The sequence below is a fragment of the Corynebacterium hindlerae genome, assembly GCF_014117265.1.
Lineage (GTDB): Bacteria > Actinomycetota > Actinomycetes > Mycobacteriales > Mycobacteriaceae > Corynebacterium > Corynebacterium hindlerae.
Window position 1 is genome coordinate 1,890,345 of record NZ_CP059833.1, and the last position, 21,998, is coordinate 1,912,342.

Here is a 21,998-nt window from a genome sequence, read left to right on the forward strand (position 1 = left end):
ATTTCATATCGGGGAAGTTATGTTATTTGCGTGCGCTGAGCTACGCTCGCGCCTTGGAAATGAGGCGCGATTTTCCGGATGCAATAGAGCTGACGCCGGAGGTCATAGTTCACCGAGAGTATTTTGAGAGTCAGCAGTGGTGGAAACAAGAGGAAATCCGCGCGATTGCTGTGGGGATGGCGGCGTATCGGGCAGTGCTCGTCGGTAAGGCTGCTGCGCGTGTAACCGGAATTCCGGTGTTGCGCAACGGCCCAGTGGAGTTGTGTTTGCCGGGTGGGGTGTGCGCGCCGTCGCGAAAGCGCTGGCAAACGGGTGTGGAATATCGGCATTGGCAGCTTCACGACGACGATTGGACCATCCACAAAGGTGTCAGAGTTACTCGTGGCCGGAGAACAGTCATTGATATCGCGCGAACTGGAACTTTAGCTGAGGGCCTAGCGGCTATCGACTACGTGCTTTATACCCAGCAAACGAACATGGAAAGCATCGACGCCCAACTAAGTCGCTTCCGTCGCCTACCTGGGGTGAGCAAAGCTCGGCGGGCAATGGAACTGGCATCCCCAAGAGCGGAAAGCCCACTAGAATCCTGGGCCCGGGCACAACTTATCGAAGCTGGCATACACGATTTCTTCCTGCAGATCGAGATCGAAGGATGTCGCGTTGACTTTCTTATTCAAGAATGGCTTGTCGTGGAAGTCGACGGAAAATCCAAGTACACGGATTTTGGTGAAGAGAAGAAATGGGCGGAAGAGAAAGAACGCAATGACAAGATTCTCGCCGCGGGATATCACATTCTGCACGTAGGGCGAAAAGAACTAAAAACAATGGTCCAAGGCGAATCCGAATTCATCCACAAAGTCCGGAAGCTACTACAACGACGCCCTCGATAAACGCCTAAGCCAAACAACTTGATGATCGGTTAGGGCGTTGACCCCGACATTACGGCCCCGAGATTGGTGGGACAAAGCCTCGAGCCCGACATTACGCCCCCGAGGTCGCCTCAAAAACGCTGCGACGAGCCCGAACTTCGGGAGGGTAATGTCGGGGCCAACGAGGGCAGCCGACCAGCAGCGCCTACGGGCTGCAAATAATGAGGCCAAAGTGGCCGGTGTGAAGCCCCAAACCAAGCCCCAAACCAAGCCCCAAACCACACCCCAAACCAAGCCCCAAACCACACCCCAAGAATCCTCAAGCCACCTGATACCGCCCGTTGGCATCCACTCCGCGGGCTTGTTGCACGACAAGGTGATGCCCGTAGCTGGCGACGCGCTGCTGGAGCAATGGCAATTCGGCTTCCAAGACAGAGCCGGGCCACACCGTGGTGCGTACTTGTAAGGGAACGTCGGCGTCGGTGAGCAGCTCGAGGGACTGCCAGCTTCCGGCTGCAGCTCGTGGGGTGAGCCCAACCTCGGAAGATGAGCCGGGCAGGCATTTCACATCGAGCCCCACCCAGTCGGGTCGGGTGTTTTCCGAGGCCAAGAGCGTGGCGATTGCTTTTGGTCGGTATCCGCTGGTGTGGAGGCCGACGGGGTAGCCACGCGAATGCACGGTAGCTATGAAGGAGCCAAGCCCTGGGTGCATGGTGGGTTCGCCGCCGGAGATGACGAGGGCGTCGATAAGTCCGCGTCGTTGTTCCAGCAAGGACCACGGAAACTTAACGCCTGGCCCGACCTGTTGCAGGGCCGGGTTGTGGCAGTAGTAGCAGGTCAGGGGGCAGCCTTGGGTGAAGGCTGTGATGGTGAGGTGTCCTGGCCAGTCGGTGGCGGAGAAGGGAATGACTCCGGCGATGGGGAGGTCAGGAGGCGAAGTAGACGCGCTCATGGAATTCGCCCTTCTTGCCGGTGTTGAAGCTGGCCACCGGGCGGAAGTATCCCATCACGCGGGTCCATACCTCGGTGGGGGAGCCACAGGAACATACCGGGACTTCTCCCGCGAGGTAGCCATGCTGCGGGCAGATGGAGTAGGTCGGGGTGATGGTGACATAGGGGAGCGAGAAGTTTGATAGGGCCCGTTTGACCAGGAGCGCGCATTCCTTGCCGGAGGAAAGGTAGGCGCCCATGTAGAGGTGCAGGACGGTGCCGCCGGTGTATTTGCGTTGCAGCTCGTCTTGGAGCTCTAGCGCCCGGAATGGGTCCGGGGTGTGGGAGACGGGCAGCTGGGTGGAGTTGGTGTAGTAGGGTTCCTCGGCGGTGCCGGCTTGGATGATTCCTGGGTAGCGCGCAGCATCTGCCCTGGCGAAGCGGTAGGTGGCGCCTTCGGCGGGGGTGGCCTCCAGGTTGTAGAGGTGACCGGTGGTTTCTTGTGCTTCGACGAGGAGGGCGCGAATGTGGTCGAGGAGCCGCAGCGCGATGTCGGGGTCGGTGGCGATTGTGCCGCCGGTCAGGTTGCGGATCATCTCATTGACGCCGTTGACGCCGATGGTGGAGAAGTGGTTGTCGAGGCTGGGGAGCCAGCGCGCGGTGTAGGGGTAAAGGCCCTGCTCAAGCAGGCGGGTTACGGTCGCGCGTCGGCGCTCAAGCGTATCGACGCCCAGCCCCACCAACCTCGTCACCTCAGCGAGGATCTCTCCTTCCGTTTCGCACGTGAACCCGAGCCGAGCGCAGTTGAGGGTCACCACGCCGATCGATCCGGTTTGCTCCGCGGAACCAAACAGGCCGTTTCCTCGTTTCAGCAGCTCGCGAAGGTCGAGCTGCAGACGGCAGCACATGGAGCGGATGTCACCGGGGTTCAGCTCCGAATTAATAAAGTTCTGGAAGTAAGGGAGCCCGTACTTCGCGGTCATCGTGAACAGCGCCTGGGCGTTTTCGGAGTCCCAGTCAAAGTCGCGAGTGATGTTGTACGTCGGGATGGGGAAGGTGAAGGAGCGGCCATCGGCGTCGCCCTCGGACAGTACATCAATGAAGGCGCGGTTAATCAGGTCCATCTCGGCCTGTAGCTCGCCATAGGTGAAGTCGCATGGCTCGTCGCCGACGATCGGGTAGTCGTCCGCAAGGTCCGCGGGGCAGACCCAGTCCAATGTGACGTTAGTGAATGGGGTTTGGGTTCCCCAGCGGGACGGCACATTCAGGTTGAAGACGAATTCCTGGATCGCCTGGTGCACCTGCTCGTAGCCCAAGCCGTCGAGCCGCACGTAAGGCGCGAGGTAGGTGTCAAAGGAGGAGAACGCTTGGGCCCCGGCCCATTCGTTCTGCAAGGTGCCCAAGAAGTTCACCATCTGCCCGAGGGCGCTGGACAGGTGGCGGGGCGGCTTCGAGGAGATTGCGCCGGGCACCCCACCGAACCCTTCGGTGAGCAGTGCACGCAGGGACCAGCCGGCACAATATCCACCGAGCATGTCCAGGTCATGGATGTGGATGTCGCCGTCGCGGTGGGCGGCGGCAGCCTCCGGGGTGAAGACGTTGTCGAGCCAGTAATTGGCGATCATTTTGCCGCTGGCGTTGAGGATCAACCCGCCGAGGGAGTAGTCCTGGTTGGCGTTCGCGTTGACCCGCCAGTCTTCGCGGCTGAGATATTCGTTGATAGTGGCGGTGGGGTCAATGACAGTCATAACCCCAACCCTAGAACTGAATTACATCATTGTAACCGTGAGAATTATCGCAGAAACTTTTTGCGCATCGGGGTATGAGGGATGCCGTCCCAGTCGAATTCCTCGCCCGAGACCTCAAAGCCGAACGCCTCGTACCAGGACACCAGTGGGGTTTGAGCGGTGAGGTGGACCGGGCCGTCGCAAAGCTGCAGTGCCCTGTGCATGATCTCCTGTGCCAGCCCCGTGCCGCGCGCCTGCTTACCGACGCAGAGCCGCCCCAGGTGCCACACTCCCTCCTCGGCGTACACGCGGGCATAACCGACCAGCGGGCCGTCGTACGCCAGGATGTGCATCGCGGTGAGGTCAATGCTGTCGATCTCCTGGTAGGGGCAGTGTTGCTCCACCACGAACACATCGACACGCAATTTCAGAAGCTCCCACACCTGGCGAGGTGTGAGGTCATCAAGCTGGGCGACGAGCATACTAGTGCAGTTTCATCATCGGGGTGAGCGTGATGTCCGCGAACGGGTACTCCTCGGCGATCTGGCGGAAGCCGAACTTCTCATACCAGCCCACCAACGGAGTGCGGGCGTCCAGCACCAGGTCCTTATCCGGGTACGTCTCATCAGCGAAGTTGATGGTGAACTCCATCAGCTTCTTCGCCAGTCCCGTGCCACGCTCGGACTCGGCAACACAGACGCGCCCCAGGCGCATGACATCTTTTCCGTCAACTTCACATTCGTACACGCGAATGTTGCCCAGCAGTTCTTCCTTGTTCTCAGAGGACCACACCAGGATGTGGCGAGTGGTCGGCAAAGCGTCGATCTCGTCCACTTCTTTGTAGGCGGTGTTTTGCTCTTCCACGAAAATGCCCACGCGCAACTTGTACACCTCGTGTACATCGAGAGCGGAGAGGTCCTTGAGCTGCGAAACTTCGAAGTGGTAACTCATAGGGAAAAGTGTAATGAGGTTAGCCACCTTGACGCGAAAAATAACGCAAAAAGTCGGCCAAAACCACAGCGTGAAAAAACTGCATGTGGTTTTGCCGACGTTAGCTGCAGGTGAAAAGGGGGTGGTTAGCTATCCGCAATGTTCTTACGGGAATGCTTCACCATCTCGTCCCATTCCACAATCTTCTTCCGCTCGCGGCCCTCGGCTTCGCCCAGCGCCTTCTCGGCGGCATCGAGCTGGTACCAGCCATCCCAGGTGGTAAATGGGATATTGCGGGAATCCAGGAACGCGGTGACAGCGTCCGGCTCTGGGGATGCAGCCGGGGTCAGCTTGCCGTCCGCGTAGTCCGCGAGCAGCATGTCGGTGGTTTCCTTAGCATCGGACTTGGTGTTGCCAATCAACCCCACCGGGCCGCGCTTAATCCAGCCGGTGGTGTACAGGCCCGGAACGATTTCGCCTTCATGAGTGATGACGTGGCCACCATCGTTACGGATGACATTCTTGGCTGGGTCGAATGGGACCTCGGGCATCTCGTCGGACTTGTAGCCCACGGCGCGGTAGACCGACTGCACTGGCCATTCGGTAAACTTGCCGGTGCCCTTCACTCCGCCGGAGCCGTCGAGCTCCATGCGCTCCGTCTTGAACGCAGTCACGCGGCCGTTTTCTCCAATGATCTCCACTGGGGATTCGAAGAAGTGAATGTATAGCTTGTGGGGTGCACCCTTTGGCTCGCGCATGGCGTACCCTTCCAGGGTCTGGCACACCAGATCCACAGACTTGGAGGCGTGGCGTGCCTCAATGGAGGCTTCGTCGTAGTCGATGTCCTCTGGATCCACGATGACTTCGATGGTTGGGGAGTGGTCCAGTTCCTTCAGTTCCAGCGGGGTGAACTTGGCCTGGGCTGGGCCACGGCGACCGAACACGTGAATTTCGGTAGCCTTGTTTTCCTTCAAGGTTTCGTACACGTTGTCCGGGATTTCGGTGACATGCAGCTCGTCCGCGGTCTTAGCGAGGATACGAGCCACGTCCAGGCCCACGTTGCCCACGCCGATCACGGCGGTGGAGGTGGCGGACAGATCCCAGGTGCGCTTGAAGTTCGGGTTGCCGTCGTAGAAACCAACGAAGTCGGCGGCGCCGTAAGAACCGTCGAGGTCAATACCAGGGATGTCAAGGTCTCGGTCCAAGGTGGCGCCGGTGGAGAAGATAATGGCGTCGTAGAATTCACGCAGCTCATCGACGGTCACATCCTTGCCGATGTTGACGTTACCGAGCAGGCGCAGCTCCTCACGATCCAGCACCCGGTGCAGCGAATTTACGATGCCTTTAATACGTGGGTGGTCCGGGGCGACACCATAACGGATGAGACCGAACGGAGCGGGCATGCGCTCGAAGAGGTCGATGCTCACCTCTTGTCCAGACTTCATCAGAATGTCAGAAGCATAGATTCCGGCTGGGCCGGCGCCGATCACAGCAACACGAAGCGGTCGAGACATAGGTGGCTAGCATCCTTTGTTTAGTTCTGGATTTAATTCGACCTGCTAGCATACCAAATTTTCGGAGTTTGCTAAAGGTTGCTGAACGGTAAAACGAGTGTCGAAACGCCACACTTTCTGTAAGATTCCGTTGTGAATCACACGGCACTTCATGATTGTGCCTTATTCAGTCACTAGAAAGGGATAGCATGACCAACTCAGTCCTGCTCACCTCGGTCGGACGCACTCTCGATGGCTACGATTACGACGCATTGGCCCAGGCCAACGGAATGCGCGTCCGCCCGCTCGCTGACGGTGTCATGGAGCTCTCTGAGATCCTCGCATCACGCCCGCTTGCCGACGGCCCAGTCCTCCTCACCGGCACGGGCTCCATTGACTACGACGCAAAAGCCGCCGCAGCACTCGGCGTGGGGATGCTCATTCTCGCTGATGAGCGCACTCCACGCGCGGATCTATCCGTGCTGCATGCCCAGGAACTCGGGGCGACGGTGCTCGGGGTATTCAGCGCAGATCAGCCAGTACCAAACCTTGATGTTGCAGTAGAACCCGTCATGAGTGCGGAAGTGTTTGCGGATTGGCTGCTGGGGCGTGCCCGCGAAGCAGGCTCGCACATCGTGCTTCCGGAAGGCGACGACGATCGCATCCTGGAAGCAGCCCACTTTTTGCTGGTAGACGACACTGTGAAGCTGACGATTTTGGGTGACCCGGCCGTCGTGAAGGCGCGTGCTAATGAGCTGGGCCTGGACCTATCCAAGGCCAACCTCGTTGACCACCTGACCTCGCCGCTCGCTGAGGAATTCGCTGCGGATTTCTACGAAATGCGCAAGCACAAGGGCGTCACGGAAGAACAGGCTCGCGAAACAATGCGAGATATCTCATACTTTGGCACCATGATGGTGCACAAGGGCCTTGCCAACGGCATGGTCTCCGGCGCCAACCACACCACCGCCCACACCATCAAGCCATCCTTCCAGATCATCAAGACGGTCCCGGATGCTTCCGTCGTGTCCTCCATCTTCCTCATGGTCATGCGTGGCCGTCTGTGGGCATTCGGCGACTGCGCCGTGAACCCGAACCCGACCGCCGACCAGCTCGGTGAGATCGCCGTCGTGTCCGCACGCACCGCCTCCCAATTTGGCCTCGACCCGCGCGTGGCGATGCTGTCCTACTCCACCGGCACGTCGGGTAGCGGCCCGGACGTGGACCGTTGCGCTGCCGCCGTCGCGAAGGCACGCGAGCTCAACCCTGCACTGCTTGTCGACGGCCCACTGCAGTTCGATGCCGCCGTCGACCCGGGAGTCGCAGCAAAGAAGATGCCAAACTCTGAGGTCGCAGGCCGCGCCAACATCTTCATCTTCCCAGACCTCGAGGCCGGCAACATCGGCTACAAGACCGCACAGCGCACTGGGCATGCGCTCGCAGTCGGCCCAATCCTGCAGGGCCTGAACAAGCCGGTCAATGACCTGTCCCGAGGCGCAACCGTCCCAGACATCATCAACACCGTGGCCATTACGGCCATTCAAGCGGGAGGTGCTCAGTGACGCTAGCCCTCGTACTGAACTCTGGATCGTCCTCGATCAAGTTCCAGATCATCGACCCAACCGCCGACGCCACCGCCGACCCCTTCGCCTCTGGCCTAGTGGAGCAGGTGGGTGAGCCTGTCGGTCGCATCACCATTAAGCATGCTGGCGAGAAGTGGGTCGAGGAGCTGCCGCTTGAAGACCACGGTGTTGGCCTGGGGCGCGTCTTCGAAATGCTAGACGAACACGGCATCGGCCCATCCTCCCTCGACATCACCGCTGTCGGTCACCGTGTGGTGCACGGCGGTTTGCTATTCTCCCAGCCCGCCGTCATTACCGACGAAATCCTCGGGATGGTTCGCGACCTCATCCCGCTTGCGCCGCTGCACAATCCGGCGAACATCATCGGCATCGAAGTCGCCCGGGAGCTCTTGCCAGACATTCCGCATGTCGCGGTCTTCGACACCGGCTTCTTCCACTCCCTGCCACCAGCGGCCGCGCTCTACGCCATTAATGCAGAAGTAGCAGGATCCCAAGGCATTCGTCGATACGGCTTCCACGGCACCAGCCACGAATACGTATCCCAGCAGGTCCCCGACCTCATCGGCCGCGAAGCCGACCACACCCGGCAGATTGTGTGTCACCTCGGCAACGGAGCCTCCATTTCCGCAGTTCATAACGGCCACGCTGTAGACACCTCCATGGGCATGACGCCACTCGCCGGCATCGTCATGGGCACCCGCTCCGGCGACATTGACCCTGGCATCGTCTTCCACTTGCTGCGAAACGGCATGAGCGTAGATGAAGTAGACACCCTCCTCAACAAACAATCTGGCGTGAAAGGCATCTCCGGAGTCAACGACTTCCGCGAACTGCGCGCCATGATTGAAAACGAGGACCAGGACGCCTGGCTCGCCTACAACATCTACATCCACAACCTGCGCAAATACATCGGCGCCTACATGATCGCCCTCGGTCGCGTCGACGCCATTACCTTCACCGCAGGCGTCGGCGAAAACGACTTCCACGTCCGAGCCGATGCGCTCGCCGACATGGAAGAATTCGGCATCATCATCGCCCCCGAACTCAACGAGATCCGATCCTCCGAACCACGGATCATCTCCGCACCCGAATCCAAAGTCAAGATCTGCGTCGTGCCGACCAACGAAGAGCTGGCAATCGCGCGGTACGCCGTGGCTTTGGCGTAGTGGTTGCTAGGCGGAATTTAGCGTATGGATGGGACGAAATTCGCAATTTTTGTACCATCCGTACGCTAAATTTTGTGTGCCAGCGCGATCAACTTCCCGACCCGCCACAACAACTGATCCCGGCGTTCCGGAGTGACCATTGATTTGGTGACGCGAAGTACTCGCCACCCGTTTTCTTGCAGGTAGGCATCGATTTCTTTGTCGCGGTTTGCTGTTGACACAATGTTGTGGTGGTGTCCGTCGTAGTAGATGGCGACCTTGAGCATGGGCCAAGCGAAGTCAATGACGGTGACTAGTTTTGAGCCGTTCCGCACTTCGTGTTGGCACACCAGTCCGGGGAAGATCTGCGTTAAAAGCAACCGGAGTGTGGTTTCCTGGGGCGATCCTGAATTGGGGATCGAGTGTTTAAGCAGCCGTGATAACCTGCATCGATCAAAGCGGTGGCGAGCAGCTTTGCGTAGCTGGGTGTTGGTGAGCCCGGCGTAATTGCGGGCAGCATCAATGATGTGGATGCAGCGGACGTCGGGAAGCGACATGCCTGGGATGATAGTGGTCCACCATTGCTCTCGTTCCTTTGCCAGGTCGACCAGGCAATCCACTGTGGCTGTCGCGACATCTGTGCAGGTCAGTTCGGGGTAGGCGGGGTCGAGTCCAGAGAACGGGGAAAACTCCGTGCCGCGGAGCAACCGGAAATGCGGATCGACGCGCGCATGATTCGAAACCACATGGCCGAGCGCTATCGCAGAGTCTCCCCAAAACGGCACACCGTGGAATAAAAGTGCAGCATAACCGCCGATTGTTGCCGTCGGATATCGTAAATGCAATGCCCGGGCCGCACCGATCCGATTGACGGAACAACCCCGAGGCACATAAATCCCCGGGACAAAAGGGACCCATCGTCCCGAACGGATATCAGAACGCTTCAGGTCAGAGAAACGCTGTGGATGAATGTCAAAATTAAAAGTGCTCACACTTAGTTAGACTGTGCAACCCACTCAAAAGGATCCCTCGGGGGAGGAAAACTAGCCCACGCGGAAATCGAGCGTACGGATGGGACGAAAACGGCTCGGAAAATCCCATCGGTACGCTAAATTTCGCGGGGACGCGGTGCCCCACTAAAACCACGTCGTGGGCCGCACCGCGTTTGCCATGTCTACGAGTGCGTAGCGGTGGCGGGCGAAGGGGGCGGAGCGGGCGAGGAGTCGGAGGTTTTCGTCGAGTCCGGTGCGTAGTCCTCGTTGGGTGAAGGGGTGGTCGAAGAGATCGTTGGGGCTGGCGGCTTGGTCGAGGTTGTTGGTGCGGAGCCAGGTAAGGGCTGCGCCGAGGACTGCGATGCGGATCTGGAGCAGGCGGGGTTCGTTGGTGGGGATTTCTTCGAGGCGTCGGGAAGCGCGGCGGATGCGGGATTCGGTGAGGTTGTCGCTGATGAGCAGGAGGATGGTGGTGAGTTTTGCCATGCGGTGGTGGCGGGAGTTTTGGGGGACTCGGTCGAGGGCGCTGACGGCGAGCTCGAGGTGGTTTTCGGCCATGAGCTGCCGGGACATGCCGAAGGCAGAGGAGACGGTGGTGGGGTTGGTGGCCCAGACGAGTCGGTAAAGCCGGAGGGAGTGGAAGCGCAGGGCCATTGGGTCTTGGGTGACGTGTGACCAGGTGTTTTCGAGGCTGTCAAGGAAGGCGATGTCGAGGTCGGCCATGGAGGAGCCGAGCTCTGCTGTTGCCTTTGCGACGTCCGGGGTCAGCAGGGCAGTGGACTGCAGGTCGGCTTGTTGCAGGAGTAGCTCATCGACGGCGGCCAGCGCCAACTTCGGGGCGGCCTCGCCCGGCAGGATGGTGAGCACGTTGTTGAAGTGGATTTGGGCGGTGGCGAAGTCGTCGAGGAGCAGCGCAGTGATCCCCGAATGCCATTGGAAACGCCAGTCAGGTTCCAACGTGGCAGCCAGGGAGCTCAGCCAGTTGCGGGCCTCAGCAACAAAACCGAGGTCAAGGAGTGCGCGGACCACCCCGAGCGGGATCTCGGCTGACCCTTCGTACTCCGGGTTTTGCATAGCCCCGCGGAGCGTTTCGAGTGCTTCGGAAGGTTCGGCGTAGGAGGATCCAGAGAGCAAGGCCGCGCCCGTGTCAGTGCGGTCAATCAGCGGGGTGGGTAGGGCAGCCACGACTTCCGGTGAGGTGATGCGGACTGTGCGCTCAATGCCGTCGATAAGCTGGTCGGTGCGAAACACCAGGTGTTTCGTGCCGAAGGTGGTACGTTGCGGGGAAAACAGGGAGTGCTGCGCGGGGTATTGCTTCCCGTCGCGGACCGCGATGATTTCGCGGAGCACGCCGTACAGCTGGGTGCGGAGCTCGTGGATGTCGCGGAACCGTTGGGTTGGGTCCTCATGGGTGGCGCGCAGCAATAAACGGTACAGCGATAAGTGCCTGCGAAACAGTGGTTCTTCGAATGGAGTTGGTAGCCCTGGGGCGAAGTGCCCGTCCACCACGGGAAGCGTGCACACCAATGAGGCAAGGGTCCGTCCAACGGTGTAAATATCGGAGGCGACGGACGGCCCGGAGGTGGCAACTTCCGGAGCCTGGTAGCCCTTGGTGCCGTAAATGTAGCCGAAGGCACCGATACCGGAAACCGCGCCCAGGTCAATCAGCTTCACCTGGTCTTCCGTGACGATGATGTTGTCCGGCTTCAGGTCGTTGTACACCACGCCGCGCGAGTGCAGGTATTCGAGCGCCGGCAGGATCTCCAGAATGTAGGCGATGGCGATGTCAACCGGGAACACATTGCCGGGTTGTTCACGCCGTCGATCCAGCAGCGACGGCCCGCCCACGTACTCCATTACAATGAACCCACCGGGCACGCGCGGATCGTCGATGAAGTTATAAATCTTCACAATCTCCGGGTGCGTGATATCCGCCAGGAACTCCCGCTCGGCCTCGGCGGTACCGTGATCGCGCGGGTTGCCACCTGGAATCATGCCCTTGAGCACCACCCACCGGCCAGAGACATTGCGGTCATTAGCCAGGTAGATCCAGCCCATGCCGCCGTGCGCGATCACGCCAAGAACCTCGTATTGGCCAGCGACCATATCGCCGGGCTGCAGCGTCGGTGGCTCAACCGACGGTTCCGGTTCGATCACAGCATCCTGGGCGTTGGTCAACGCGACGAAGGGCAGTTGCACCATGCCGTCGGCCACGGTGCGGCCGGCGCGCGTCGTCCCGCGGCGCTGACGGAACGTAGACAGTGCTTCACGACGGCTCCGGCTGCTCACATCCTCCGACTCAGTAGCATCCGGAACGCCCGCAACAGCAAGGACAGCTGCTGTATCTAGCTCAACATCGTCTTCGTCTTCATCATCCGCGAACGGGTCGAAGGGAACCGCGGAGGTGTGGGTGACGGAGTCGCGCAGGTGATCGAGGTCTTCGACCAGCGCGCGGATTTGGCCACTGGTGTCATCGTCGGCGAAGGGATTGTAAGGGACGGCTTCGGTGCGTACGTTCTCCTCAGTCACTGGTGATCCCCTTCTGCGCGATAAATGATGGGCGGTGGGCCCTTAATGAACTGGTAGCTGGCTAGCCAGCGGTTGTAAATATCCCACCAGGTGCCGTCGGCGACGATGCGCTCAATAGTGGAATTGACCTGACGAATCAGTCCTGTCGTATCATGCCGCGAGCCCGGCTTGGCGATACCGACGCCAAAGTTCTCCAAGCTCAGCGACCTTCCGACGATCCGCAGATATGGGTCCTGGGCGGCCATTCCCGCCAAAATCGTGTCATGGGCGACGATAGCGTCCACATTTCCCTGCTGCAGCAGCACCAAACAGTCTGACCACGAGTTCGTCGCCATGATGTTTGACCGCGGATTGTACTGGCGGATCAGCTGAATCGCCGTGGAGTCTTTCAGCGCACACGCAGTACGCCCGCCCAAATCCTCCACAGATCCGAGCCCGGATGACTCCATCACCAGCATGCGGGTGCCGGTGGACAGATACGGCACCGAAAAGAACATCTGATCCTGGGTGTGGCGAGTGATGGATAGGGACCGCAGCATGATGTCTACCTGCCCGGATTCCAGCAACTTGACGGTGTCCTGGCTATCTACGAACCGGAAATCGACCTTGTCGGGGCTGCCGAAAATATCACGTGCGATCTCGCGAGCTAGTTCGACCTCAAAGCCACGCAGCTCACCGGTAACGGGATCACGGAAACTCAGCAGGTTCTGCGACTGGTCCACCCCCACGATCAACCTGCCCCGGCCGACGATGCCCGGCACCCGGTCCTCTGGTTTCCGGTCATCCGGACGCAAACTACCCAGCAGGTTATCCAACAACGGCGGGTTGGCCGGTACCGAACCCGCCGGCTCAAACGTGGCGCCAGCGGGAACAACCGGCTGGTAGGTCGCCGGGGTAGGCGCGTACGGAATCACCTCAGGGTTGGTGCAGCTAGCAACTAATACTGCTGGTAGGAGAGCAGTCAGCAATTTTTTCATCATAGGTACTCCTGCAGCCGAGGTCGGATGCCAAGCCACAATGCGGCTACCGAAGCGATCGACAAGATAAGTACCAGCGTGGACACCCAGCGGGTGGCCATCAAACCACTGTCCAAATACGTGCGGAGGGAGAGTCGGGCGTCTTGAATGAGACGCGCGAGCCCGGAGTCCACCGTGTCAAAGTATTCGGCCGTGGTGCCATCATGCTCGGGTGTTTTTCTGTCCGGGGAGTGGAACGCAATGGTGCTGGCTTCGCTGTACTCGCCTTGGTCCACTGCTCGGCGGAGCCGCTCGTGGGAGGCCTGCCAATCCTGCAGTGCTGTTTCCACGGTATTAGCTTCCGCAGCGTTGTCGTCGTGGTTGCTGAGAGAGGAGTCTTGGTAGTGATTCAGCTCGGCCTGTACCTTCATCATGATGACGTCGAAGCCCTCAATGGTCTGGGCGGAGGTTTCGCGACGCACCAGTGCCAAGGTTTCGCCCGTGCGTGCTTGCTGAGACAGCACACGGGCATTCGTCAACGCACTGAGCGGGGCGGCCGCTTCCTGGTAGCCCTTGGAACCGGAATACCAGGTGTATCCGTTAGAAATAGTCACCCATAGCAACGCAATGGCCATGAATGTGGTGGCAGTGAGGAATCCCTTGTTGAGGCGTCGTCTAGTGCGCACTGCCAACCAACGCTGCGCCCAGTACAGCATGATCAGCGCCGCCACCAGGCCGGAGATCGGCACCCACTGCGGCTCGGTGAGGCTGCGCTGCTTCTCATTCAACGTGCGGTTGGAACTATCGAGCAACTCCCTGGCGGCTGGCAGGATCGTAAGACGCATCAGCGAAGAGGCCTGCGCCAGATAAGCAGCGCCAACGGGGTTGCCCATGCGGTTATTCGAACGCGCGGTTTCCACTAACCCGGTGTAAACAGGCAGCTGCGTCTGGATTTGGGTAATCAGCTCCAGCTCCCGGGAGGGCTGAGGTCCAAGTCCCGCGGTGGTTTTAGTCGCAGCCGCGGAGGCGCGTTGGATTGCGCGCTGGTACCGTTCCCGGTTTTCCGGAAGCTCCACTCCCGCCTGGACAAAACCAGTGGTCGCCACGGTTTCTGCGAGGGAAAGCGACGTGTAAAGGTCCTGGGCGGTGGAGGACATCGGCTCGGTGTTGTTAATCAAGGAGGCGAGCGCAGTTTGCCGACTCTCCGTGGACTGCGCCATCGAGACGCCCGCCGCCAAGATCGCGACGGTGAGCACCATGGTAATTAGCGTCATCATGCCGATGGTGGTGGAACCAAAGGTGCGGATGCGCCTGCCCCAGAGCGCCGGCAAGCTCATAGATTCGCGCAAGCGATTGGAGATCTTCCGCGAGGTGATTTCGCTGGTGGGGTAGTTCAACCAGACGTCCGTTGCTGTGGCCACAGCAGGCCGAGCCGGTGCGTCTTCAAGCACGACGGTCACCGGAGCGTTGCTGCGCTGTACCTCGGTCATAGTTGCTTCTATAGTACTTTCTGCCAGCGGCCAGGTTGGAGCAAGTTGAAAATGTCGATACTTCAACTGTCTAACATGGTTTATCGGCATCCCGCTAGCAAACGTTTCAGCGCTACAGTGAGTGGTATGCACGCTGATGGAGATGGCTGGGCTGCGGGCCCTAACGGCACGAGGCGCTGGGGTGTGTGGGGCGCCGCTGGGTTGTTCTTGGTGGCATACGATACCGACTCGGTGCTGATGCAGCACAGGGCGTACTGGACCGCGAACGGTGGCACGTGGGGCGTGCCTGGCGGGGCCCGGGATTCCCACGAAACGGTGGCGCAGAGCGCGCTGCGGGAGGCCGTGGAGGAAACCAACATTGCCACGGACCGCATTGAGACTGTCGCAGATATTGTCACCGCCGGACCATATCCCGCGGATCCAGAGCGCCCCGAGCTGCCGGGCGGGTGGACCTACACCACAGTCATCGCGGTTACCCCAGAGCAATTGCCGGTGGTTGCAGATGAAGAATCACTAGAGCTGCGGTGGGTTCCGATTCCTGAGCTGCCGAAGCTGGACTTGATCCCGCCTTTCGAAGAAGCGCTGCCACTGATCCTGGCCCGCTACCAGGAGTGGAAAAATCACAAAATGACCACTTAGCGATAGCTTAGGAACTAACCTGTGCCACACTGGTGGTCATGATTGACGTAGCGAATCTGAGCAAACACTACGGCAGTGTGCGCGCAGTGGATGACCTCACCTTTACCGTGAAGCCAGGTGTGGTGACGGGCTTCCTTGGACCAAACGGCGCCGGAAAATCCACCACCATGCGGATGATTTTGGGGCTGGACAGCCCCACCAGCGGCAGCGCCTTCATCAACGGCCAGCGATACAAAGATATGAAGAATCCGCTGCGTGAGGTGGGCGCGCTTCTCGACGCCAAAGCCGTCCATCCCAACCGCTCCGCCGCTAATCACTTGCGGTGGATTGCTCAGTCCAACGGCATTCCCTCATCGCGCGTGGATGAAGTGCTCGGCTTAGTAGGCCTTTCGGACGTGGCGGGCAAACGCGCGGGTGGGTTCTCGCTCGGTATGGGCCAGCGCTTGGGGTTAGCCACGGCGCTGCTCGGGGATCCTGGTGTGCTGCTGCTGGATGAGCCGGTCAACGGCTTGGACCCAGAGGGAATCCGCTGGGTCCGTAGCTTCCTCAAAGCGTTGGCTGCGGAAGGGCGGAGCGTGTTTGTCAGTTCTCACATGTTGTCTGAGATGGCGCTCACCGCGGATGACCTAGTGGTCATTGGTCAAGGCAGGCTGATTGCAGAGACCACGGTGTATGACTTTGTGAAGAACTCTTCCCAGTCGGCAGTTCTGGTTCGGACGGAACATCTTCCTGAGTTCAAGATGGTGCTCGACGAAGAGCAGATCGAATTCACGGAAGAACAGGATGAAGAAAACCGCTCGGTGGTGGTCATTCCGGGGCAGAGCACTGACTTTATTGGGGCGCTTGCCTACTCGACGGGCATTTTACTCAAGCAACTTTCGGAGCGTAAAGCGTCTCTGGAGGATGCGTTCATGGAAATGACGGGAGATGCCGTGCAATACCGGACCGATGTACCAGTGGGGGAGCAGGGCTAATGTTTCTCAATGTTTTGAACGCAGAATTTACTAAGCTGCGCACCACCAAAGCCTTCTGGGGCAATGCGATCGTGTACGCGGCGATGACCGTGGGCATCATCGTCCTTGTAGCCACCATTATGCGGTCCACGAGGGGAGACGGTCCGGGGCCGACGTTGGTTCCCCATGACCTGGCGCAGGTGGTGAACCTGGCTGGCGGACTGGTGCTGGCGATCATGTCCATCCTGGTAGTGACAAGTGAATATGGCCAGAAGTTGGTGTCCGTGACTTTTCAGGCGACCCCGAACCGCCTGGTGGTTGCGCTGGCGAAACTGCTGCTCATGATCTTGGTGGCTACGGTGTTCACCGTGGTTACACTGGTTATCGTTATCCCTCTGGTCCGGATGATCGTGGGGTCAGAGCTGGGGCCGGAGTTGCTGCTCAGCAACTCAGAAGCACAAAAATACCTGTGGAAAACACCGGTGTATGCCACCATGTTCATCATTTTGGCGCAGGGATTGGCATGGATCGTGCGGAGCGCAGTGTTCTCCATCATGATAATTTTGCCGTGGTTCATGGTGGTGGAGGTCGTGGTTGTGCCGATGATCCCGAAGTTTGGGGAAAAGGTATTGCCGTACTTGCCGTTTAAGAACCTGAGCGCGTTTTACTATGCCGAAGCGATTGAGGAAGCGCCGTGGGGATACTGGGGGTCGCTGTGGTACTTTGCTGCGATCGCGCTCGTTGTGTACGTGGTCGGTGTTGCTCTGCTGGTCCGAAGGGACGCCTAGAATAGCGCCACCAGGGCGATAACCCCAAAGGGGATGAGTATGTAGGTGGCCAGCACAGCGATAAAAGCTGGCAGCGGGGCGCCTACAGCGCGACGTGCGACAGTGGTGGACAGCGTGATGATGCCACGGCCGAGAGGCCGGATAAGCATCACAGCCACCACGCCGATCAGGTTGAAAAGGACGTGGACGAACGCCGCTTGCATAGCTAGTTGTCCAAACTCCCCGGAGACCGCGAACGCGGCGATCATCGCGGACATCGTGGTTCCCAGGTTGGCTCCCAAGACGATGCCGAAGGCCTTGCGGAGCGACAGCGTGTTCGTACCCACGAAGGGAACAGTGGAACAGATGGTGGCGGACGAGGATTGCGTCATGAGGGTCAGCCCCAGGCCAGTGAGGACTGACCTGATTTGGACGGCGGTTTCTGGTTGTTCTGCCGAATGAGCAAACACGAAACGGGCGCTGGCGGCGGTCATGTCGCTGAGCAACACCGTGGTGAAACGGATCGTTATCATGATGGCGATCACGCCGAGCCCGATCGATACCGCCGCCGCAATGTTGGGGCTCCCTAGGTAGCCGAGCAGTCCGTTGGTTCCTATTCCTTCCACGACTGGGTGGATGAGGGCGTCGACAAGCCCGCTAACACTAAATGTGATGGTGGTGCAACCGTAAAGCCAGCGTGAGAGCTGGTCAGACAGCGCTCGTAGGGGGTGAAATGCAACTTCGAGGGGGAACAGGAAAGCTACCAAGGAAACATTGAACCACCAGGTGGTCATCGTGGCGCTCAGGGCGCGTTGAAACTTGGGCTTATCGCGGAAGAACCCGAATGCGACGAGTTGCGGGGTGAAACAGGTACCAATGTTGGATCCCATGATCAGCATGACCGCGGTTTCGATGGGCACCACGCCAGAGCCGACCGCCGCGACCACAATGGTGGTGATCACGGTGGAGGATTGCACACCAAAAGTGATCAGGATGCCGACCAGGATCGCGAGCACTGGGTGGGTGGCGTAGTCCATGATGTTGGCGACCACCGCATAGCCCAGGTCACGAACTCCCGTCGTGATTAACTTGACGCCAGTGAGTAGCACGTAGAGGCACAGCAACACCCCGATGCCACGGACGACCTTGCCGAACCCCGAGATCTGCACTTCGTCCTCATCGCGAGGGACGAGGCGCGGGTTGATGTAGTGAATGGTGCCCGGGAAATAGTTGCGTTGAGCAGCAGTTTGTGAACCCACAACACCCCTCGTTTACCTTGGTCAACAACTATTCACTTCTACGTTACCCGACTACACGATATGGTATTTTCTGTGATGCGTAAACAATATCTTGGTGCTGGTTTGCTCTCGGGACTCGCTCTGCTCAGCGCGGGCGGGCCGTTTGGTATCGACGTATACCTCCCCGCATTGCCCGCCATCGCCGAGGACCTGGGCACCACCCCGGCGTTGATGCAGCTCACCCTCACTGGGTTCCTGGCAGGTATGGCGGTGGGCCAGCTTTTCATTGGCCCGCTTTCCGACGCCCACGGCCGCCATCGCCTCATGGTGGGAGGAACTCTACTCGCGACTCTCAGCGCCGTGGCATGTGCGCTGTCGCCGTCGATAGGCGTGCTGGTTTGTGCCCGGTTCTTGCAAGGCGCTGGATTGGGCTCCGGGGTGGTGCTTTCCCGAGCCACGGTATCGGACCTAGCAGAGGGAAATGCGGTTGCGAAAGCATTTTCCCTGCTCATGATGATTCAAGGTGTAGCTCCGGTGGTCGCACCCGTCCTAGGTGGCTTCCTTTTGGAACCAATCGGGTGGCGAGGCCTGTTCTGGGTGCTCGCTGCGATCAGTGTCGCTCAGTTTGTAGTGGCTTTCTTCTTCATCCGGGAATCGCGGCCTTCGGAGGAGCGAACCACAGGCGGACTTAAATTCCGGGAAGTACTGCGCAACCGGGAATTTATTGGTTACTTACTCGCTTTTGCTTTCGGGTTCGGCACCATGTTTTCCTACATTGCGGCCTCCCCCTACCTGTTCCAAAACCAGCTGGGGTTCAGTCCTCGGGCGTTCTCTATCATTTTCGGCATCAACGCGGTGGGCATTGCCTTGTCATCGTTTATCAACTCAAAGCTTGTGGAACGCACCGAGCCGTTTAATTTGCTGGTCCGGGGCCTGCTAGTGATGCTCGGATGCGCTGTGATCTTGCTGGTGGATTCGCTTTTTGGCCCGCACCCGTGGCTTGCGGTGCCGGTGCTCTTCTTGGCGATCTCCCAAATCGGCTTCATCATGGGCAACGCCACCGCCCTGGGCACTTCTGCTGTCCGACCACTCGCCGGAACCGGAGCTGCGGTTATGGGCGCGTGCCAATTCGTTGTGGCTGGCACCGTCAGCCCACTGGTCGTACTCGGTAACAACTATGGGCTGTCGATGGCAATGGGCATGGCATGCTGCGCCACGATTGGCTTAGTGGGATTGCGTCTGGCGAGCAAGTAATTTTGGTGTTTTTAGGGGTCTGGATAGCGATTTGTTTTTGAATACGAATCGCTTCGCCTATCCCGGTGGTTTGCCTGGGGTTTTCCGGGCCAAGGCGTAGGGATTTGTCTCACGAAACAAATCCCTATCAACAACTACTGCAGCGCAGAAGTCAGTCGCATGACGTTGTCTACGTACCGCTTGACCAGGGGGCGCTTGGCCCATTCCTCAGCGGTGAGCAACGTGGAACGCTGCCGGTACTCAAGCGCGAGATCAGCGAGGTCATCGATGAGGGTGCCGTGTGCGACCAGCAGCGACACTTCGTAGTTAAGCCCGAAGCTGCGTTGGTCCAGATTAGAGGATCCGAGCACCCCGATAGCGTCTGGAGATGAGGGGTCCGCGATCATGAACTTCGAATGCAAAATCGCGGGGGCGGGGTAGCGGTAGATTTTCACTCCGGCCTCCAGCAATGCGGAGTAATAGCTCGATTGGGCGTGCGACACGATGAACTGATCGCCCTTTTCGTTGACGTACAGTTCCACGGACACGCCCCGGTAGCAGGCGGTGATGACGGATTCCAGCAGCGTCTCGTCGGGGATGAAGTACGGGCTGCACAGGACGAGGCGTTCCTTGGCGTGGTGCACGATGGAGTTGAATAGCCTCAGGTTCGGCTCGGTGGTGTAGCCCGGGCCGGAAGGGACAAGCTGCAGCACGTTGATGTCAGTTTTCTCTTCGGGCAGCGAGGGGCCGGATCCGGTTTCGGGTAGGGCAAGCGCCTCGCCGCTTTCCGAGTACCAGTCGACCGAAAACACCATCTCCATGGAGGACACGACGGGTCCGCTGAGTTCCACCATGGTGTCTACCCAGTGCAGGCCCCGGCGTCGGTTGGAGCGCAGGAGGTAGGAGGAATCGATCATGTTTTGGGACCCGATGAAGCCGCGGTGGCCGTCGATAAGCAGCATTTTGCGGTGGTTGCGCAGGTCAGGTCGGCGGAAGCGCCAATTCCACGGCTGCAAGGGGAGCATTAGGTGCCAGTCGATGCCGATGGCGTCTAGACGACGGCCGAGTTTTCGATACCCGGGATACTTCCAGGAGCCGACGTGGTCGAACAGGAGTCGGACCTTCACACCGCGTTGCACGGCGCGTTCGAGGGCGCGGAAGAACGGGTCGGTGGTCTCATCCCACGCGACGATGTAAATTTCCGCGTGCACTGTCTCAGTCGCCTCGTCGACGGCTCGGGTCATTTCCGCGATGGAGGCTTCATAATCCGCATACAGGCCATGGTGCGTGCCAGTGACGGCGGGTAAGCGGGTAAGGCTCCGGTTGAGGCGAATGATGGATTCCAGCTCGGGGCTGAGGGTGGCGTGGGGTGGGACGTCGGGAACGTTTTCCTGCACGTCGCGGATCATCGCATCGGATTGCTGCTGGATGCGGTGGCGCCTGCGGTTGATGTACGGGCTACCCATGAGGAGGAACAGCGGCAGTCCCACGATCGGGATCAGCAAGATAGCGAGCAGCCATGCGCTGGACGCCGCGGGTTTACGCCCCTCTGGAACCACGCCGATAGCGAGGATCTTAATGCTGTAGTCCAGCACCATGCCGACAGATTGCCACCAGGTGAAGTGTCCGATATCCCAAAAATGTAGCCCGAACATTTAGCGCACGTCGTCCATTCGGGCCGTCTCGTAATCCACGATGACAGGCGCATGGTCGGAGGCGCCGGTGGTGGAGCGTTCGTCGGCGTCGATAAGGGCGCTGACCGCACGCACGCTTTTCGACGCCAATTGGAAGTCAATCCGCATCCCCTGCCCGCGCTGGAACCGCATCTGCTGGTAGTCCCAGTACGTGAACTGTCCTGTGGTGAAGTCGCGGGTGACTTCGATTAGGCCGGCGTCGAGGAGGTTTTCAAATGCCACACGTTCCGGGTCGGTGACGTGGGTTTTCCCTTCGAAAAAGGCCATGTCCCACACGTCCTCGTCGCGGGGAGCGATGTTGAAATCCCCCACGAGCACCAGCTGGCTCTCCGGGGTGGCGCGCAGCTCATTTTCCACATAGTTGGCGAGGGCGCCCAGCCAGCGCAGCTTGTAGTCATAGTGCGGGTCGGCGATCTCGCGGCCATTAGGAACGTACAGGCTCCAGATGCGTACCCCGTCGCACACGGCACTAATCGCTCGTGCTTCCACATCTTGCGGCTTGGCCGGGTCTTTGTGGAATCCGGGCTGGTCGGGGAACTGGGTGCGCACGTCCTCGAGGCCAACACGGGAGGCGATGGCCACGCCGTTCCACTGGTGCAGGCCGTAGTGGGCGACTTGGTATCCCAGGTCGGTGAACGCTTGGTACGGGAAGTTCTTATCCGCGGTTTTTGTTTCTTGCAGGGCAAGCACATCAATGTCATGGCGGGTTAAGAATTCGGTGACGCGGTCGATTCGCGTCCGCACAGAGTTGACGTTCCAGGTGGCAATGCGCATAGCAACAAACCTACCCGGCTCATGGGGAGTGTGGAACTTTTACGGTGGTAGTGGGC

19 protein-coding genes are annotated in these 21,998 nt (G+C 59.5%); 7 read left to right on the forward strand and 12 right to left on the reverse strand.

Translation table 11 applies throughout. The annotated features are described in order from the left end of the window. The first annotated feature begins 59 nt into the window (after positions 1-59). Entirely contained in the window at positions 60-890 is an 831-nt protein-coding gene (locus HW450_RS09175) for a hypothetical protein (protein ID WP_182385338.1), read from the forward strand. Between the two features lie 298 nt (positions 891-1,188). Here HW450_RS09175 and HW450_RS09180 read toward each other — a convergent pair whose 3' ends face one another. The 5 genes from HW450_RS09180 to HW450_RS09200 all read right to left on the reverse strand — a co-directional run bounded on the left by HW450_RS09180 (position 1,189) and on the right by HW450_RS09200 (position 5,970). Continuing rightward, the gene (locus tag HW450_RS09180; protein WP_182385339.1) at positions 1,189-1,821 is read right to left on the reverse strand and encodes an anaerobic ribonucleoside-triphosphate reductase activating protein; all 633 of its coding nucleotides are present in this window, start codon (positions 1,819-1,821) and stop codon (positions 1,189-1,191) included. After that, positions 1,796-3,547 (reverse strand): ribonucleoside triphosphate reductase, encoded by a 1,752-nt coding sequence (locus HW450_RS09185; RefSeq protein ID WP_182385340.1) that lies wholly within the window; start codon positions 3,545-3,547, stop codon positions 1,796-1,798. The genes HW450_RS09180 and HW450_RS09185 overlap by 26 nt, the downstream gene beginning before the upstream one ends. 44 nt (positions 3,548-3,591) lie before the next feature. Beyond that, on the reverse strand, positions 3,592-4,008 hold the full coding sequence (locus tag HW450_RS09190; protein WP_182385341.1) for a GNAT family N-acetyltransferase: 417 nt from the start codon (positions 4,006-4,008) through the stop codon (positions 3,592-3,594). A 1-nt stretch (position 4,009) separates the two neighbouring features. Next, on the reverse strand, positions 4,010-4,477 hold the full coding sequence (locus HW450_RS09195) for a GNAT family N-acetyltransferase (RefSeq protein WP_182385342.1): 468 nt from the start codon (positions 4,475-4,477) through the stop codon (positions 4,010-4,012). Between the two features lie 125 nt (positions 4,478-4,602). Continuing rightward, the gene (locus HW450_RS09200; RefSeq protein WP_182385343.1) at positions 4,603-5,970 is read right to left on the reverse strand and encodes an FAD-dependent oxidoreductase; all 1,368 of its coding nucleotides are present in this window, start codon (positions 5,968-5,970) and stop codon (positions 4,603-4,605) included. A 188-nt stretch (positions 5,971-6,158) separates the two neighbouring features. Between HW450_RS09200 and pta the strand changes: the two genes are divergently transcribed. Both pta and HW450_RS09210 read left to right on the forward strand, forming a co-directional pair. After that, complete coding sequence (gene pta / locus HW450_RS09205; protein WP_182385344.1) at positions 6,159-7,511, forward strand: phosphate acetyltransferase; 1,353 nt, start codon at positions 6,159-6,161, stop codon at positions 7,509-7,511. Next, complete coding sequence (locus HW450_RS09210) at positions 7,508-8,698, forward strand: acetate kinase (RefSeq protein ID WP_182385345.1); 1,191 nt, start codon at positions 7,508-7,510, stop codon at positions 8,696-8,698. The genes pta and HW450_RS09210 overlap by 4 nt, the downstream gene beginning before the upstream one ends. A gap of 65 nt (positions 8,699-8,763) precedes the next feature. On the opposite strand, the gene HW450_RS09215 is transcribed toward HW450_RS09210, so the two are convergent. The 4 genes from HW450_RS09215 to HW450_RS09230 all read right to left on the reverse strand — a co-directional run bounded on the left by HW450_RS09215 (position 8,764) and on the right by HW450_RS09230 (position 14,644). Further along, the gene (locus HW450_RS09215; protein WP_182385346.1) at positions 8,764-9,669 is read right to left on the reverse strand and encodes an endonuclease domain-containing protein; all 906 of its coding nucleotides are present in this window, start codon (positions 9,667-9,669) and stop codon (positions 8,764-8,766) included. Positions 9,670-9,813: 144 nt separating this feature from the next. Beyond that, the gene (locus HW450_RS09220) at positions 9,814-12,198 is read right to left on the reverse strand and encodes a serine/threonine protein kinase (RefSeq protein ID WP_182385347.1); all 2,385 of its coding nucleotides are present in this window, start codon (positions 12,196-12,198) and stop codon (positions 9,814-9,816) included. Then, the gene (locus HW450_RS09225; protein WP_182385348.1) at positions 12,195-13,178 is read right to left on the reverse strand and encodes a glutamate ABC transporter substrate-binding protein; all 984 of its coding nucleotides are present in this window, start codon (positions 13,176-13,178) and stop codon (positions 12,195-12,197) included. Before HW450_RS09225 ends, HW450_RS09220 begins: the two co-directional genes overlap by 4 nt. Further along, positions 13,175-14,644 (reverse strand): hypothetical protein, encoded by a 1,470-nt coding sequence (locus HW450_RS09230; protein WP_182385349.1) that lies wholly within the window; start codon positions 14,642-14,644, stop codon positions 13,175-13,177. The genes HW450_RS09225 and HW450_RS09230 overlap by 4 nt, the downstream gene beginning before the upstream one ends. Before the next feature lie 126 nt (positions 14,645-14,770). On the opposite strand from HW450_RS09230, the gene HW450_RS09235 reads away from it, so the two are divergent. The 3 genes from HW450_RS09235 to HW450_RS09245 are packed head-to-tail and all read left to right on the forward strand — an operon-like array spanning position 14,771 to position 17,024. Further along, positions 14,771-15,283: an NUDIX domain-containing protein gene (locus HW450_RS09235; protein WP_182385350.1), complete on the forward strand. Its 513-nt coding sequence runs from the start codon at positions 14,771-14,773 to the stop codon at positions 15,281-15,283. Between the two features lie 38 nt (positions 15,284-15,321). Beyond that, positions 15,322-16,257 carry an ABC transporter ATP-binding protein gene (locus tag HW450_RS09240; protein ID WP_182385351.1) on the forward strand — a complete coding sequence of 312 codons (936 nt, stop codon included), beginning with the start codon at positions 15,322-15,324 and terminating at the stop codon, positions 16,255-16,257. After that, positions 16,257-17,024: a hypothetical protein gene (locus tag HW450_RS09245; RefSeq protein ID WP_182385352.1), complete on the forward strand. Its 768-nt coding sequence runs from the start codon at positions 16,257-16,259 to the stop codon at positions 17,022-17,024. The genes HW450_RS09240 and HW450_RS09245 overlap by 1 nt, the downstream gene beginning before the upstream one ends. On the opposite strand, the gene HW450_RS09250 is transcribed toward HW450_RS09245, so the two are convergent. After that, positions 17,021-18,262, reverse strand: a complete 1,242-nt coding sequence (locus HW450_RS09250) for a Na/Pi symporter (RefSeq protein WP_182385353.1) — start codon at positions 18,260-18,262, stop codon at positions 17,021-17,023. The genes HW450_RS09245 and HW450_RS09250 overlap by 4 nt on opposite strands. A 75-nt stretch (positions 18,263-18,337) precedes the next feature. On the opposite strand from HW450_RS09250, the gene HW450_RS09255 reads away from it, so the two are divergent. Further along, the gene (locus HW450_RS09255; protein WP_182387474.1) at positions 18,338-19,495 is read left to right on the forward strand and encodes a multidrug effflux MFS transporter; all 1,158 of its coding nucleotides are present in this window, start codon (positions 18,338-18,340) and stop codon (positions 19,493-19,495) included. A gap of 134 nt (positions 19,496-19,629) precedes the next feature. On the opposite strand, the gene cls is transcribed toward HW450_RS09255, so the two are convergent. After that, on the reverse strand, positions 19,630-21,129 hold the full coding sequence (gene cls / locus HW450_RS09260) for a cardiolipin synthase (protein WP_182385354.1): 1,500 nt from the start codon (positions 21,127-21,129) through the stop codon (positions 19,630-19,632). Continuing rightward, the gene (locus HW450_RS09265) at positions 21,130-21,942 is read right to left on the reverse strand and encodes an exodeoxyribonuclease III (protein WP_182385355.1); all 813 of its coding nucleotides are present in this window, start codon (positions 21,940-21,942) and stop codon (positions 21,130-21,132) included. Positions 21,943-21,998: the final 56 nt, after the last annotated feature.

Coding starts and splice junctions, on each gene's coding strand:
- HW450_RS09175 (WP_182385338.1), top strand. CDS start 60: ATGAGGCGCGATTTTCCGGATGCAATAGAGCTGACGCCGGAGGTCATA.
- HW450_RS09180 (WP_182385339.1), bottom strand. CDS start 1,821: ATGAGCGCGTCTACTTCGCCTCCTGACCTCCCCATCGCCGGAGTCATT.
- HW450_RS09185 (WP_182385340.1), bottom strand. CDS start 3,547: ATGACTGTCATTGACCCCACCGCCACTATCAACGAATATCTCAGCCGC.
- HW450_RS09190 (WP_182385341.1), bottom strand. CDS start 4,008: ATGCTCGTCGCCCAGCTTGATGACCTCACACCTCGCCAGGTGTGGGAG.
- HW450_RS09195 (WP_182385342.1), bottom strand. CDS start 4,477: ATGAGTTACCACTTCGAAGTTTCGCAGCTCAAGGACCTCTCCGCTCTC.
- HW450_RS09200 (WP_182385343.1), bottom strand. CDS start 5,970: ATGTCTCGACCGCTTCGTGTTGCTGTGATCGGCGCCGGCCCAGCCGGA.
- pta (WP_182385344.1), top strand. CDS start 6,159: ATGACCAACTCAGTCCTGCTCACCTCGGTCGGACGCACTCTCGATGGC.
- HW450_RS09225 (WP_182385348.1), bottom strand. CDS start 13,178: ATGATGAAAAAATTGCTGACTGCTCTCCTACCAGCAGTATTAGTTGCT.
- HW450_RS09230 (WP_182385349.1), bottom strand. CDS start 14,644: ATGACCGAGGTACAGCGCAGCAACGCTCCGGTGACCGTCGTGCTTGAA.
- HW450_RS09235 (WP_182385350.1), top strand. CDS start 14,771: ATGCACGCTGATGGAGATGGCTGGGCTGCGGGCCCTAACGGCACGAGG.
- HW450_RS09240 (WP_182385351.1), top strand. CDS start 15,322: ATGATTGACGTAGCGAATCTGAGCAAACACTACGGCAGTGTGCGCGCA.
- HW450_RS09245 (WP_182385352.1), top strand. CDS start 16,257: ATGTTTCTCAATGTTTTGAACGCAGAATTTACTAAGCTGCGCACCACC.
- HW450_RS09255 (WP_182387474.1), top strand. CDS start 18,338: ATGCGTAAACAATATCTTGGTGCTGGTTTGCTCTCGGGACTCGCTCTG.
- cls (WP_182385354.1), bottom strand. CDS start 21,129: ATGTTCGGGCTACATTTTTGGGATATCGGACACTTCACCTGGTGGCAA.
- HW450_RS09265 (WP_182385355.1), bottom strand. CDS start 21,942: ATGCGCATTGCCACCTGGAACGTCAACTCTGTGCGGACGCGAATCGAC.